Origin of the sequence: Streptomyces sp. NPDC058274, assembly GCF_042881375.1 — a bacterium.
Taxonomy (GTDB): Bacteria; Actinomycetota; Actinomycetes; order Streptomycetales; family Streptomycetaceae; genus Streptomyces.
In genome coordinates this window covers 187,039-201,107 of the sequence record NZ_JBHVXW010000008.1, presented here as the reverse complement: position 1 = coordinate 201,107, position 14,069 = coordinate 187,039, and the positions used below count along the sequence as shown (strand labels likewise).

The 14,069-nt window shown below is 69.5% G+C and carries 12 protein-coding genes; 2 read left to right on the top strand and 10 right to left on the bottom strand.

Going from position 1 to position 14,069, the window contains the following annotated elements; genetic code table 11:
• The first annotated feature begins 97 nt into the window (after nucleotides 1–97).
• Entirely contained in the window at nucleotides 98–1,216 is a 1,119-nt protein-coding gene (locus tag ACFVYF_RS18590; RefSeq protein ID WP_389456798.1) for a glycerate kinase, read from the top strand.
• A gap of 303 nt (nucleotides 1,217–1,519) precedes the next feature.
• Here ACFVYF_RS18590 and pssA read toward each other — a convergent pair whose 3' ends face one another.
• The 9 genes from pssA to ACFVYF_RS18545 all read right to left on the bottom strand — a co-directional run bounded on the left by pssA (nucleotide 1,520) and on the right by ACFVYF_RS18545 (nucleotide 12,456).
• On the bottom strand, nucleotides 1,520–2,338 hold the full coding sequence (gene pssA / locus ACFVYF_RS18585; RefSeq protein WP_389456796.1) for a CDP-diacylglycerol--serine O-phosphatidyltransferase: 819 nt from the start codon (nucleotides 2,336–2,338) through the stop codon (nucleotides 1,520–1,522).
• A 22-nt stretch (nucleotides 2,339–2,360) separates the two neighbouring features.
• Nucleotides 2,361–3,017, bottom strand: coding sequence for a phosphatidylserine decarboxylase (locus ACFVYF_RS18580; protein WP_383271520.1), 657 nt, complete (start codon nucleotides 3,015–3,017; stop codon nucleotides 2,361–2,363).
• A gap of 170 nt (nucleotides 3,018–3,187) precedes the next feature.
• On the bottom strand, nucleotides 3,188–4,393 hold the full coding sequence (locus ACFVYF_RS18575) for an acyl-CoA dehydrogenase family protein (protein WP_389456529.1): 1,206 nt from the start codon (nucleotides 4,391–4,393) through the stop codon (nucleotides 3,188–3,190).
• A 2-nt stretch (nucleotides 4,394–4,395) separates the two neighbouring features.
• Nucleotides 4,396–4,908 (bottom strand): MaoC family dehydratase, encoded by a 513-nt coding sequence (locus tag ACFVYF_RS18570; RefSeq protein ID WP_383271524.1) that lies wholly within the window; start codon nucleotides 4,906–4,908, stop codon nucleotides 4,396–4,398.
• Between the two features lie 5 nt (nucleotides 4,909–4,913).
• The gene (locus tag ACFVYF_RS18565) at nucleotides 4,914–5,885 is read right to left on the bottom strand and encodes an HpcH/HpaI aldolase/citrate lyase family protein (protein WP_384387076.1); all 972 of its coding nucleotides are present in this window, start codon (nucleotides 5,883–5,885) and stop codon (nucleotides 4,914–4,916) included.
• Entirely contained in the window at nucleotides 5,882–7,915 is a 2,034-nt protein-coding gene (locus ACFVYF_RS18560) for a protein meaA (RefSeq protein ID WP_389456527.1), read from the bottom strand. Before ACFVYF_RS18560 ends, ACFVYF_RS18565 begins: the two co-directional genes overlap by 4 nt.
• Before the next feature lie 9 nt (nucleotides 7,916–7,924).
• Nucleotides 7,925–9,262 carry a crotonyl-CoA carboxylase/reductase gene (gene ccrA / locus ACFVYF_RS18555; RefSeq protein WP_389456525.1) on the bottom strand — a complete coding sequence of 446 codons (1,338 nt, stop codon included), beginning with the start codon at nucleotides 9,260–9,262 and terminating at the stop codon, nucleotides 7,925–7,927.
• A 439-nt stretch (nucleotides 9,263–9,701) separates the two neighbouring features.
• Complete coding sequence (locus ACFVYF_RS18550) at nucleotides 9,702–10,514, bottom strand: TetR family transcriptional regulator (protein WP_389456523.1); 813 nt, start codon at nucleotides 10,512–10,514, stop codon at nucleotides 9,702–9,704.
• Nucleotides 10,515–10,650: 136 nt separating this feature from the next.
• Nucleotides 10,651–12,456 carry a 3-hydroxyacyl-CoA dehydrogenase family protein gene (locus ACFVYF_RS18545; protein ID WP_389456522.1) on the bottom strand — a complete coding sequence of 602 codons (1,806 nt, stop codon included), beginning with the start codon at nucleotides 12,454–12,456 and terminating at the stop codon, nucleotides 10,651–10,653.
• Between the two features lie 372 nt (nucleotides 12,457–12,828).
• On the opposite strand from ACFVYF_RS18545, the gene ACFVYF_RS18540 reads away from it, so the two are divergent.
• Nucleotides 12,829–13,401: an adenylosuccinate lyase gene (locus ACFVYF_RS18540; RefSeq protein WP_389456520.1), complete on the top strand. Its 573-nt coding sequence runs from the start codon at nucleotides 12,829–12,831 to the stop codon at nucleotides 13,399–13,401.
• Nucleotides 13,402–13,536: 135 nt separating this feature from the next.
• Here the strand turns inward: ACFVYF_RS18540 and ACFVYF_RS18535 are convergent, their stop codons facing one another.
• Nucleotides 13,537–14,049 (bottom strand): GNAT family N-acetyltransferase, encoded by a 513-nt coding sequence (locus ACFVYF_RS18535; protein WP_389456518.1) that lies wholly within the window; start codon nucleotides 14,047–14,049, stop codon nucleotides 13,537–13,539.
• Nucleotides 14,050–14,069 lie beyond the last annotated feature (20 nt).

Here is a 14,069-nt window from a genome sequence, read left to right as displayed (position 1 = left end):
CGCAGCGGCGCGACTGCCTTGACGTGAGCAAGGCCGAAAGCAAGGGGAATGCAAGGTGGCGGACGCTGCAGTGAATCGGACCAGGCGAGCGGCACGTGTGCTCATCGCCGCGGACAAGTTCAAGGGATCGCTGACAGCCGTGCAGGTCGCGGAGCGGGTGACGGCCGGGCTGCTCCGGGTCGCCCCGCACGCGGAGATCGAGGCGCTGCCCGTCGCCGACGGCGGGGACGGCACCGTGGACGCGGCGGTCGCGGCCGGGTTCGAGCGGCGTGAGGTCCGGGTCGCCGGGCCGCTGGGCGACGAGGTCACGGCGGCGTTCGCGCTGCGCGAGGGCACGGCGGTCGTGGAGATGGCGGAGGCGAGCGGGCTGCAGCGGTTGCCTGCGGGTGTCTTCGCACCGCTCACGTCCTCCACGTACGGCTCCGGTGAACTGCTGCGGGCGGCCCTGGACGCCGGCGCGCGGACCGTCGTCTTCGGCGTCGGGGGCAGCGCGACCACCGACGGGGGCGCGGGGATGCTGTCCGCGCTCGGTGCGCGCTTCCTCGACGCGGACGGGGAGCCGGTGGCTCCCGGCGGGGGTTCGCTGGGCGACCTGGCGAGCGCGGACCTGTCGGGCCTCGACTCCCGTCTCGCCGAGATCGACTTCGTGCTCGCCAGTGACGTGGACAACCCGCTCACCGGCCCCAAGGGCGCGCCCGCGGTGTACGGCCCGCAGAAGGGCGCGAGCCCCGACGACGTGGCCACGCTGGACGCCTCCCTCGCCCACTTCGCTGCGGTGCTGGAGAAGGCCATCGGCGCCAAGGCCGCGGACTACGCCCAGGCGCCGGGAGCGGGCGCGGCGGGCGGCATCGGGTACGGGGCCCTCGTCGTCGGTGCGCGTTTCCGGCCCGGGATCGAGGTCATGCTCGACGTCCTCGGTTTCGCGCCCGCGCTGGCGCGCGCCAACCTGGTGATCACCGGTGAGGGGTCGCTCGACGAACAGACCCTGCACGGCAAGGCGCCGGCCGGGGTCGCGGCGGCCGCCCGTGCGGAGGGCAAGGAGGTCGTCGCGGTCTGCGGCCGGCTGGCCCTGCCGCCGGAGGCGCTGGGCAAGGCCGGGATCCGTCGTGCGTACGCCCTCACCGACGTCGAGCCCGACGTCGCCAAGTGCATCGCGGACGCGGGTCCGATCCTGGAGACGGTCGCCGAGAACATCGCGCGGGACTTCTTCGGCTGACCCCGGGCGGCCCGGCGGCCGGGCGGCCGGGCGCGCGAGGGTGGGTCAGAGCGTCATCCTGCAGCCGGACAAGAGCGCGGTGGGCGGCACGAAGGCCGTACGCCAGACCGCCGCCTCGTCCGTGCCGAGGGCTACGCGCCCGGCTCGTCTGTGCCGAGGGCCACGCGCTCGCCTCGTCCGTGCCGAGGGCTACGCGCCCGGCTCGTCCGTGCCGAGGCCCACGCGCTCGCCTCGTCACACCGCGCGCAACGGCCGAAGGGCCCCGAACCGGTCGGTTCGGGGCCCTTCGGTCAGCTACGACCGCTACGGCAGCTGCGCCGCGCGTGCCTCACGCCGGTTTCCCCGGAAGTTGTTCACCCGGCGGGCCGTGGCGAACAGGGGGATCACCGCGCCCATGACGAGCTGCAGTGCACAGCCGGTCTGCAGGAGGAGCTGTCCGCTCGGCGCGTCGAAGGCCCAGGCGGCCAACAGGCCCATGCTCAGGACGATCCACGAGAGCATCGCGACCGCGAGGCGGCCCCGCGGCTTCGGGTACTCGACCCGGCTCACCATCAGCCAGGCGGTGCCGATGATCGCCATGAGCGTGGCGACGAACGGCAGCTCCAGCAGGACGATCGAGACGACCGTCAGCGCGCCGAACGGCGAGGGCATGCCCTGGAACGTGCCGTCCTTGACCGTGACGCAGGAGAACCGCGCGAGTCTCAGGACGACGGCCAGCAGCACCACGATCGCCCCGACGGCGGCCACCCGCTGGTGCGCGTCGTCCGCGACCATGCCGTAGACCAGCACGAAGTACGCCGGCGCCAGACCGAAGCTGATCAGGTCGGACAGGTTGTCCAGCTCCGCGCCCATGGGGGAGGAGCGCAGCTTGCGGGCCACCAGACCGTCGAAGAGGTCGAAGACCGCCGCGCACAGCATGAGGATGACGGCCGTGGCGGCGCTGTGGCGCGCCATGCCCGTCTCCTGGCTGCCGGTGAGGTGCGGGATCAGGATGCCGGTGGTGGTGAAGTACACCGCCATGAAGCCGCACGTGGCGTTACCGAGGGTGAGCGTGTCCGCTATTGAGAGGCGGAGGGACAGCGGCATTTCCTCCGCGTCGTCGTCCAGCTCTGCCTCCGGCACCCAGCCGGTCTGCGTCTCGGGATCAATCACGGTCAATTCGAGTCACCCCAGCCACGGTCTTCTGACCGACCTCCACGTCGACCTCGACACCCTCGGGGAGGTAGATGTCGACGCGCGAACCGAAGCGGATCAGACCGATCCGGTCGCCCTGCTCCACCTTCGTGCCCTGGGGGATGTAGGGCACGATACGCCGGGCGACCGCGCCGGCGATCTGGATCATCTCGATGTCACCGAGCTCGGTGTCGAAGTGCCAGACGACGCGCTCGTTGTTCTCGCTCTCCTTGTTGAACGCCGGAACGAACCCACCGGGGATGTGCTCGACCGACGTCACCGTGCCGGAGAGGGGCGCGCGGTTGACGTGGACGTTGAGCGGGCTCATGAAGATCGCGACGCGGGTCCGTCCGTCCTTCCACGGCATGATGCTCTGCACCACACCGTCGGCGGGCGAGATGACCCGGCCCTGCGTGATCTCGCGCTCTGGGTCGCGGAAGAACCACAGCATGCCCGCCGCGAGCGCGGTGGCGGGAACGGCCACGGCCTTGGCCACGCCGGAACGGCGGGCGCGGGCCAGGCTGAGTGCTGCGGTGGCAACGGTCGGGAGAAGCCACGGCGATGCTCCGCGCGCGAGGCGTACGCCTGCCAGGCTGTCGCGAGGTGCAGAGGTTTGGCTGTGGGGCATGGATGACCTTCGTAGCGGATGATGCCGCGCAGTGACGGGGGACGGCGGCTTTCCCGGGATCGTACCGGTCGCGGGCCACAACTGGGCAAGCCAGGAAGCTGAGTCGGCGGCTGAAGAGTGTTGACGGGGTGTGACCTTCTTCTCGAAGAAAACACCCCTTATCCGGACATCTAGCCCTGGAGTCGATACTCTTCGAGCAACCTGCGCCCGATGATCATTTTCTGGATCTCGGCGGTACCTTCGCCGATCAGCAGCATCGGTGCTTCCCGGTAGAGACGCTCGATCTCGTACTCCTTGGAGAAGCCGTAGCCGCCATGGATCCGGAACGCGTCCTCGACGACTTCCTTGCAGTATTCGGAGGCGAGGTACTTCGCCATCCCTGCTTCGAGGTCGTTTCGCTCACCGGAGTCCTTTTTGCGTGCTGCGTTGACCATCATCGCATGGGCGGCCTCGACCTTGGTAGCCATCTCCGCGAGCTTGAACTGGATCGCCTGGTGCTGGGCGATCTGCTTGCCGAAAGTGTGACGCTGCTGGGCATAGGAGACGCCCAGCTCAAAGGCACGCTGAGCGACACCGCAGCCACGCGCCGCCACGTTCACGCGGCCGACTTCGACTCCGTCCATCATTTGGTAAAACCCTCGGCCGGTGGCGCCTCCGAGCACGCGATTGGCCGGAATCCGCAGCCCATCCATGATCAGTTCGGTGGTGTCGACGCCCTTGTAGCCCATCTTGTCGATCTTCCCGGGGATGGTGAGGCCGGGGCGGACCTCTCCGAAGCCGGGCTCCTTCTCGACCAGGAAGGTCGTCATCGACTTGTGGGGCGCCGTGCCCTCGGGGTGTCCTTCGTCACTTCGGACGAGAACGGCCACCAGATTCGATGTGCCGCCGTTCGTCAGCCACATCTTCTGACCGTTCAGGACGTATTCCTCGCCGTCCTTGACCGCCTTGGACGTGATCGCCGACACGTCCGAGCCGAGCGCCGGCTCCGACATCGAGAAGGCACCACGGGTCTCGCCGAGCGCCATCTTCGGAAGGAAGTGGTCCTTCTGCTCCTGCGTGCCGTGCTGCTTGAGCATGTACGCCACGATGAAGTGCGTGTTGATGATGCCGGAGACCGACATCCAGCCGCGCGCGATCTCCTCGACGCAGAGCGCGTAGGTCAGCAGGGACTCGCCCAGACCGCCGTACTCCTCGGGGATCATCAGTCCGAAGAGGCCCAACTCCTTGAGGCCGTCGACGATCTGCTGCGGGTACTCGTCGCGGTGCTCCAGCTCGGTGGCGACCGGGATGATCTCCTTGTCCACGAAGTCGCGGACGGTGGAGAGGATCTCCCGCTGGATGTCGGTGAGACCGGCGGTCTGGGCGAGTCGCGCCATGGCTACTTCTCCTGTGACTTCAGCTCCGGGCGGCCGGGCTGCTCGCCGCCGCGCTCCTTGATGTACGTCTCGGTGGGAACCATCACCTTGCGCCGGAACACGCAGACCAGCGTGCCGTCCTGCTTGTAGCCCTTGGTCTCGACGTGGACGATCCCGCGGTCCGACTTGGACCTCGACGGCGTCTTGTCGAGGACCGTCGTCTCGCCGTAGATCGTGTCGCCGTGGAAGGTCGGCGCGACGTGCTTCAGCGACTCGACCTCCAGGTTGGCGATGGCCTTGCCGGACACGTCCGGCACCGACATGCCGAGCAGGAGCGAGTAGATGTAGTTCCCGACGACGACGTTCTTCCCGAAGTCGGTCGTCTTCTCCGCGTAGTTGCTGTCCATGTGGAGCGGGTGGTGGTTCATGGTCAGCAGACAGAAGAGGTGGTCGTCGTACTCGGTGACCGTTTTCCCGGGCCAGTGCTTGTAGACCGCGCCGACCTCGAACTCCTCGTAGGTGCGTCCGAACTGCATGGTGCTCAGGCCTCCGGGGCTTCGAACTTGCTGGTGCGCTGCATGCCGGCGGCCCGGCCCTTGCCCGAGATGACGAGCGCCATCTTGCGGCTGGCCTCGTCGATCATCTCGTCGCCGAGCATCGCGGAACCCTTCTTGCCGCCCGCCTCGGACGTGCAGTACTCGTACGCGTCCAGGATCAGTTCGGCGTGGTCGAAGTCCTCCTGGGAGGGCGAGAAGATCTCGTTCGACGCCTCGACCTGGCCCGGGTGCAGCACCCACTTGCCGTCGAAACCGAGAGCGGCGGCGCGCTGCGCGACCTCGCGGTAGCCGTCCACGTTGCGGATCTGCAGATACGGGCCGTCGATCGCCTGGAGGTCGTACGTACGGGCCGCCATCAGGATCTTCATCAGGATGTAGTGGTAGGCGTCCGCGCCGTAGCCGGGCGGCTGTTCGCCCACGACCAGGGTCTTCATGTTGATGGAGGCCATGAAGTCGGCCGGCCCGAAGATGATCGTCTCGGTGCGCGGCGAGGCGGCCGCGATCTCGTTGACGTTGACCAGACCCTTGGCGTTCTCGATCTGCGCCTCGATGCCGATCCGTCCGACCTCGAAGCCCATCGTCTTCTCGATCTGGGTCAACAGCAGATCGAGGGCGACGACCTGCTGGGCGTCCTGGACCTTCGGCAGCATGATGCAGTCGAGGTTCGGGCCCGCGCCCTCGACGACCGTGACGACATCGCGGTACGTCCACTCGGTCGTCCAGTCGTTGACGCGCACGACCCGCGTCTTGCCCGTCCAGTCGCCCTCGTTCAAGAACTTGACGATGGTGTGCCGCGCCTCGGGCTTGGCGAGCGGCGCGCACGCGTCCTCCAGGTCCAGGAAGACCTGGTCGGCGGGGAGGCCCTGCGCCTTCTCCAGGAAGCGGGGGTTGCTTCCCGGCACCGCGAGGCAGGAGCGTCGCGGGCGAAGCCGGTTCACGGGGGCGGGGCTGGTCATGCGGGGACCTCCAGGGGGTCGAGCTTGTTCGCTTTACGGATCTCGTCGACGATACGGCCGATGATTCCGGTGATGTCGAAGTCCTTCGGGGTGAAGACCGCGGCGACTCCCGCGGCCCGCAGCAGCTCGGCGTCGGCGTTCGGGATGATCCCGCCGGCGATCACCGGGATGTCGCCCGCACCGGCCTCGCGCAGCCGCTCCAGCACGTCCGGCACCAACTGCGCGTGCGAACCGGACAGGATGGACAGACCGACGCCGTGCACGTCCTCGGCGACGGCCGCGTCCACGATCTGTTCGGGCGTGAGCCGGATGCCCTGGTACACCACCTCGAAGCCGGCGTCACGGGCCCGTACGGCGATCTGCTCGGCGCCGTTGGAGTGCCCGTCCAGGCCCGGCTTGCCCACCAGGAAGCGGAGCTTGCCCACGCCCAGGTCCTGCGCGGTCAGTTCCACCTTGCGGCGGACCGCCGCGAGCGCGGTGCCCTCCTCGGCGGTGACCGCGAGGGGCGCTGACGAGACGCCGGTCGGGGCTCGGAACTCGCCGAACACCTCACGCAGCGCCCCGGACCACTCGCCGGTCGTGACGCCGGCGCGGGCGCACTCCAGGGTGGCCTCCATGAGGTTGTCGGTGCCCTTGGCCGCCTCCTTCAGCCGCTCCAGCGCCTTGCACGGGCGCGGGTGGTTGAACGGCGGCTGGTAACGGGTGTCGCGCCAGTGCTCCAGCGCCGTGACCACCCGCGCCTCGACCGCCGGGTCGACCGTCTGGATAGCCGCGTCCAGGTCGGCCGTCAGCGGGTTCGGCTCGGTCGACTCGAAGATGTTGACGCCGACGATCTTCTCGGTGCCGCCCTCGATCCGGGCCCGGCGCTCGGCGTGCGAGGAGACGAGCTGCGACTTCAGATAGCCCGACTCGACGGCGGCCATCGCGCCGCCCATCTCCTCGATCCGGTCCATCTCGGCGAGCGACTCCTCCACCAGGGAGGCCACCTTTGCCTCGATGACGTGCGAGCCCTCGAAGATGTCCGCGTACTCGAGCAGATCGCTCTCGTAGGCGAGCACCTGCTGCATGCGCAGGGACCACTGCTGGTCCCAGGGCCGGGGCAGGCCCAACGCCTCGTTCCAGGCCGGGAGTTGTACGGCACGCGCGCGTGCGTCCTTGGAGAGCGTCACGGCCAGCATCTCGAGCACGATCCGCTGGACGTTGTTCTCCGGCTGCGCCTCGGTGAGGCCGAGGGAGTTGACCTGGACGCCGTAGCGGAACCGACGCTGCTTGGGGTTCTCGATGCCGTACCGCTCCCGCGTGATCCGGTCCCAGATCCGGCCGAACGCCCGCATCTTGCACATCTCCTCGATGAAGCGGACGCCCGCGTTCACGAAGAAGGAGATCCGGGCGACGACGTCACCCATCCGCTCCTGCGGCACCTGACCGGAGTCACGGACCGCGTCGAGGACGGCGATGGCCGTGCTCATGGCGTACGCGATCTCCTGGACCGGGGTGGCCCCGGCCTCCTGGAGGTGGTACGAGCAGATGTTGATCGGGTTCCACTTGGGCATGTGGCTGACCGTGTACGCGATCATGTCCGTCGTCAGCCGCAGTGAAGGCACGGGCGGGAAGACGTGCGTCCCCCGCGACAGGTACTCCTTCACGATGTCGTTCTGGGTCGTCCCCTGGAGCTGGGTGATGTCCGCACCGTGCTCCTCGGCGACGACCTGATAGAGCGCCAGCAGCCACATGGCGGTGGCGTTGATGGTCATCGAGGTGTTCATCTGCTCCAGGGGGATGTCCTGGAACAGCCGGCGCATGTCACCGACGTGCGAGACGGGGACGCCGACCCGGCCGACCTCGCCGCGGGCGAGGATGTGGTCGGGGTCGTAGCCGGTCTGTGTCGGCAGGTCGAACGCGACCGACAGCCCCGTCTGGCCCTTGGCGAGGTTGCGCCGGTACAGCTCGTTGGACGCCTCCGCGGTGGAGTGACCGGCGTAGGTGCGCATGAGCCACGGCCGGTCCTTCTGACGCTGACGCTCAGTCATCTGGAGACCTCAGACGTTCCGGAAGCGGTTGATGGCGTCGATGTGCTGGGCGCGCTTCTCCGCGTCACGCACCCCAAGACCCTCGCTCGGGGCGAGCGCCAGGACTCCGACCTTGCCCTGGTGGAGGTTGCGGTGCACGTCGTACGCGGCCTGCCCGGTCTCTTCGAGGGAGTACACCTTCGACAGCGTCGGGTGGATCTTGCCCTTCGCGATCAGTCGGTTGGCCTCCCAGGCCTCGCGGTAGTTGGCGAAGTGCGAGCCGATGATCCGCTTGAGGCTCATCCAGAGGTAGCGGTTGTCGTACTCGTGGTTGTAGCCCGAGGTCGAGGCGCAGGTGACGATGGTGCCGCCCTTGCGGGTGACGTACACGGAGGCGCCGAAGGTCTCGCGCCCCGGGTGCTCGAAGACGATGTCGACGTCCTCGCCACCGGTCAGCTCACGGATCCGCTTCCCGAAGCGCTTCCACTCCTTCGGGTCCTGGTGGTGCTCGTCCTTCCAGAACCGGTAGTCCTCGGCGCTGCGGTCGATGATCGCGTCGGCGCCCATCGCCCGGCAGATGTCCGCCTTCTGCTCGCTGCTGACGACACAGATCGGGTTGGCGCCGCCGGCCAGCGCGAACTGCGTGGCGTACGAGCCCAGTCCACCGCTCGCGCCCCAGATCAGGACGTTGTCGCCCTGCTTCATCCCGGCGCCGTTGCGGGAGACCAGCTGCCGGTAGGCGGTCGAGTTCACCAGGCCCGGAGCGGCGGCCTCCTCCCAGCTGAGGTGGTCCGGCTTGGGCATCAGCTGGTTGGACTTGACGAGCGCGATCTCGGCGAGCCCGCCGAAGTTGGTCTCGAAGCCCCAGATGCGCTGCTCCGGGTCGAGCATCGTGTCGTTGTGGCCGTCGGACGACTCCAGCTCGACGGACAGGCAGTGCGCGACGACCTCGTCACCCGGCTTCCAGGCGTTGACGCCGGGGCCGGTGCGCAGGACGACGCCCGCGAGGTCGGAACCGATGATGTGGTACGGCAGGTCGTGGCGCTTGGTGAGCTCGCTGAGCCGGCCGTAGCGCTCCAGGAAGCCGAACGTGGAGAGCGGCTCGAAGATCGAGGTCCAGACCGAGTTGTAGTTGACCGAGGAGGCCATCACGGCGACCAGGGCCTCGCCGGGGCCGAGTTCCGGCACGGGCACGTCGTCCAGGTGGATCGACTTGCGGGGGTCCTTGTCGCGGGTTTCGAGCCCGGCGAACATCTCCGTCTCGTCCTTGTGCACGGTGATCGCGCGGTAGGACTCGGGCAGCGGCAGGGCGGCGAAGTCGGCAGACGTGGCGGTCTGCGACTGAATCGCGTCCAGGATTTCCTTCACGGTGTTGCCTCCGGCGAATGGCGTCTTGAGGGAAGACGCTGAGGGGACGTCGGGGTGGTGTGGTGGTGAGGCGTGCCGTCGGTTCGGCGGGGTGGAGCTCGGCAGCGCTTTGTGGCGCGGAAGGGTGCCTGTGACGCAGGCGTCCGGGCGCGCTCGCCAATGGCTTGCGGGGACAGCCGGCGTACGTATGGTCTCTGCACGCCGGCCGCCCGGACACCTTCAACGTATGGCACGCCGTGTCACCTCGCAAGGCACGCAGTGCCAGAAAATGCGCTCAGGTGAAATCTTTACGTAACATGTGAGCGATGATCGATCAGATGGGCCCGGAAAAAGGCACAAAAAGGCCGGACGGGCTCAAATCGAGCCGGTCCGGCGATTGAGGACGAGCGGCGGCGTCGCGGTTCGGTGAGGGATACCGAGGTTCGCCGAGGGAAGGCCCCTACGACCGCTCGCGAAGAGCCTTCTCGATGGTCCGCATGACCTGGTCCAGCGGAGCGTCGACGCGGGCCACGGTCACCAGAACGTCCCCCTCGCTGAAGGAGGAAGCCGGCGCCCCCTGGGGCGCCACCTCGCGCCCGGCGCCGATCCCGGTCCCGAACGTCTTCCTGACGATCGCGAAGGCGTGGTCCAGCTGGGCCTCGACATCACCCTGAGCACCCGCTCGCAGCCAGCGCCGCAGCACGTGGTTGTGGGCGGTGACCACGGCGGACGCGGCGACCTCGGCCAGCAGCGGATCGTCGTTGGCGTCGTCGTCGTGGGCGTGCTCGTCGAAGTGGCCCAGCAGATAGCGGGTGAAGAGGCGTTCGTAGCGGGCCACCGAGGCGATCTCCGCCTCGCGCAGCGTCGGTACCTCGCGGGTGAGCTTGTAGCGCGAGACGGAGATCTCGGGCCGGGCCGCGTACATCTTCATGACTTCCTTGATGCCGCGGCACACCGTGTCCAGCGGATGCTCGTGCGCGGGCGCCGCGTTGAGCACCGCCTCCGCCCGGATCAGGGTGTCGTCGTGGTCCGGGAAGATCGCCTCTTCCTTGGAGCGGAAGTGCCGGAAGAACGTCCGTCGGGCCACCCCGGCCTGCGCGGCGATCTCGTCGACGGTGGTCGCCTCGTAGCCCTTGGTCGCGAACAGCTCCATGGCCGCGGCCGCCAGTTCGCGGCGCATCTTGAGCCGCTGCGCCGCTGCGCGACTGCCCGCGGCACTCTCCGGTGCGTCGGGCGCAGCTGATGTACGTGAGGACCTGGCGGGCTGGGACATGACCCGAACGTACTGCATGTGTGCAGGAGAGTGCGCATGTCCGGGGGTCCCCCCGCCCTCTGCGGGCGGGGGGCCGGCGGCCGGGCCGAGGAGTCCGCCCCAGTCGGCGGACTCCTCGTACCAGTCCTCGCGCGGCTCAGCGCCGGGCATATTCGCGGAAGCCGCGGCCCGTCTTGCGGCCGAGGCAGCCCGCGGCCACCAGGTGCTCCAGGAGCGGCGCCGGGGCCAGGCCCGGATCGCGGAACTCGCGGTGCAGCACCTTCTCGATGGCGAGGGAGACGTCGAGGCCGACGACGTCCAGGAGTTCGAAGGGCCCCATCGGATAGCCGCCGCCGAGCTTCATCGCGGCGTCGATGTCGTCCAGCGTCGCGTAGTGCTCCTGGACCATCTTGATCGCGTTGTTCAGGTACGGGAACAGCAGCGCGTTCACGATGAATCCGGCGCGGTCGCCGCAGTCCACCGGGTGCTTGCGGATCGTCGCGCAGACCTCGCGGACCGTCGCGTGCACGTCGTCCGTGGTCAGGACCGTGCGGACCACCTCGACGAGCTTCATCGCCGGAGCCGGGTTGAAGAAGTGCATGCCGATCACGTCCTGCGGACGCGAGGTGGCCCGGGCGCAGGCGACGACGGGCAGCGAGGAGGTGGTGGTGGCGAGGATCGCCCCCGGCTTGCAGACCTTGTCGAAGGTGGCGAAGAGCTGCTGCTTGATCTCCAGGTCCTCGGCGACGGCCTCCAGGGCGAGATCGACCTCGGCGAAGGCGTCGTACGAGCCCGCCGGGGTGATCCGGTCCAGGGTCTCCGCGGCCGCCTCGGCGGTCAGCCGGCCCTTGTCGACGGAGCGCGAAAGCGACTTGCCGATACGGACCTTGGCGGTCTGTGCCTTCTCCTCGCTGCGCGCGGCGAGGACGACCTCGTATCCGGCCTTGGCGAAGACCTCCGCGATTCCCGAGGCCATGGTGCCGGAGCCCGCGACACCGACCGAGCGCACCGTACGGCCCGTCGCCCGAGCCCCGCCGGCGAGCGGTGTCAGGGCGTCGGCGACGACGGTGGAGCTGCCCGGAGCCTCGTACGAGTAGAAGCCGCGGCCCGTCTTGCGGCCGGTCAGGCCCGCCTCGGTGAGCTGCTTGAGGACGGGAGCCGGCGCGTGCAGACGGTCGTGCGACTCCGCGTACATGGCCTCCAGGACCGTACGGGCGGTGTCGATACCGATCAGGTCCAGCAGCGCGAGCGGACCCATGGGCAGCCCGCAGCCGAGCTTCATCGCCGCGTCGATGTCCTCGCGGGAGGCGTACTTGGCCTCGTACATCGCGGCGGCCTGGTTGAGGTAGCCGAACAGCAGCCCGTCGGCGACGAAACCGGGGCGGTCACCGACCGCGACGGGCTCCTTGCCGAGTTCGATCGCCAGGTCGGTGACCGCGGCGACGGCCTGGGGCGCCGTGAGCACCGAGGAGACCACCTCGACCAGCCGCATCGCGGGCGCCGGATTGAAGAAGTGCAGGCCGAGCACGCGCTCCGGGCGGGCGGAGTCGGCCGCGAGCCGGGTGACCGAGAGGGCGTTGGTGCCGGTCGCGAGGATGGTCTCCGGGCGCACGATGTCGTCGAGCGCCCGGAAGACCTGCTGCTTGATGTCGTACGACTCCGGGGTCACCTCGATGACCAGGTCGGCGTCGGCCGCCGCCCGCAGGTCGGTGAAGGTGCGGAACCGGGCGAGGGCGTCGTCGCGCTCCTGCTCCGTGAGACGGCCGCGCTGCAGGGCACGGGCGGTGGAGGTTTCGAGCGCGGTGACGGCCTGGGCGGCCGCGGCCTCGCTGATGTCGATGCCGACGACCTCGCGGCCGGCCCGGGCGAGGACCTCGGCGATGCCGGTGCCCATCGTGCCGAGGCCGATGACGGCGACGGTCTTCAGCAAGGAGGGAGGGGTGTGGGACAGGGGAGTGGCCATCGCGGGACTCCAGGAAGAGGGTGACGACTGAGGGGCGCAGGCGGGTACGCCAACGGGCGCACACAGTGCGGTGGTTGCGGGTGTTACCGGGCTGACGAGCGCACACGCCCGGTGCCGTCCGAGGAGCGCCGGCGAACGCACGCCCCGCTGAACGGTGAGACCGACCGGCTCTGTCCCGGAGCCGTGTCGTACTGCGATACCTGAGGTACCGAACCGACTGCACTCGCGGCGGCTGCGTCACCAGGCCACCGCAAGCAGAACGCGAGTGGGTAACTCGCTCGTCTGAGCTTAACCCGCCAGTAACGAGCGCGCCAGCCCCTGAGTTTGTGATGTAGGTCCCGGCATCTCAGGGGCCCCTCTAGGCTCGGCGTCATGGACGAGGAGTTGCGATCACTCACGGAGCGTATACGCGGCGAGGCGGGAGGCTCGGCGGTCTGCGACCGGCTCCGGACGACCGAGGACCTCGATGAGCTGGCCGCCACGCTGACCGCTCCCGGACAGCCGCTGTGGGCCCGGGAGTTGGCCGCCTTCCGGCTCGGGACCGCCGGGGACCGGCGGGCCTTCGAGGCACTCGTCCTGCTCCTCAACCACCGCGACCCGCAGCGCTGCGCGTCCGCCGCGTACGCGCTGGCCCGGCTCGGCGATCCGCGCACCGCCCGGGCGGCGGCCGCGCTCGCCACCAACGAACTGCGGGTCGCGTACGCGCTGCATCCGGTCCGGCTCCTGGCGGAGCTGCGCGCACCCGAATCCGTACCCGCCCTCATCACCACGCTGCGGCGCAGGCTGCGCCCCCACGACCCCTACCGCAGGGTCGCGCTCGCGTGCGTCGAGGGACTCGGTGCCCTGGGCGACCCACAAGCAAGGCCCGTACTCACCGATGCCCTGGCCCATCCCACACTCGCGGAGGCGGCGGTCCACGCACTGGCACGTCTGCCGCGGCCGTAGCGGTGGCGGACGGTTCGGCGCGCCCGGACTGCCGCTTCTGTAGCCGAAGCTGAACGGATTCGGCTCCTCCGGCCACGGCGGCCGCGCCTGCCGCAGCCGCGGCGAACGGGTTCTCGCGTCCCGGGGCCGTGCCGCTCAGCCCGGCCCGGAGCCGACCGCTGGGCGTGCATAGCGCACCTCGGGGACCGCGACGCCGTCCACCTCGAAGGGCACCTCCGCGCCGTCCGGCCGGAAGCCCGCCCGCTCGTAGAAGCGGCGGGCCCGGGTGTTCCCCTTGAGGACCCACAGGAGCACGCGCGGACGGCCGGCGGCTGCGCACCGGCCGGCGGACTCCGCGAGCAGCGCCCGGCCCGCCCCGGCTCCGACGTGGTCGGGATGGACGTAGATCGCGTACAACTCGGCGTCGTCCGTGGTCGATTCACCGTCCCGGTACGGCCCGTGGCAGGCCCAGCCGATCACCTCGCCGCCCGCCTCGGCGACGAGGTTCACGACGCCGGCCTCGCTCTGCCGGAAGAACGCGAGCCGCCGCTCCGCGTCCCGCTCCACGCTGAGCGCGTCGAGGTACGGCTGCGGTATCAGTCCCCGGTACGCGGTCTGCCAGCCGCGGATGCGGATCTCGGCCACCCTGGGACAGTCCTCGGAAGTCATCTCCCGGATGCGCGGACCGC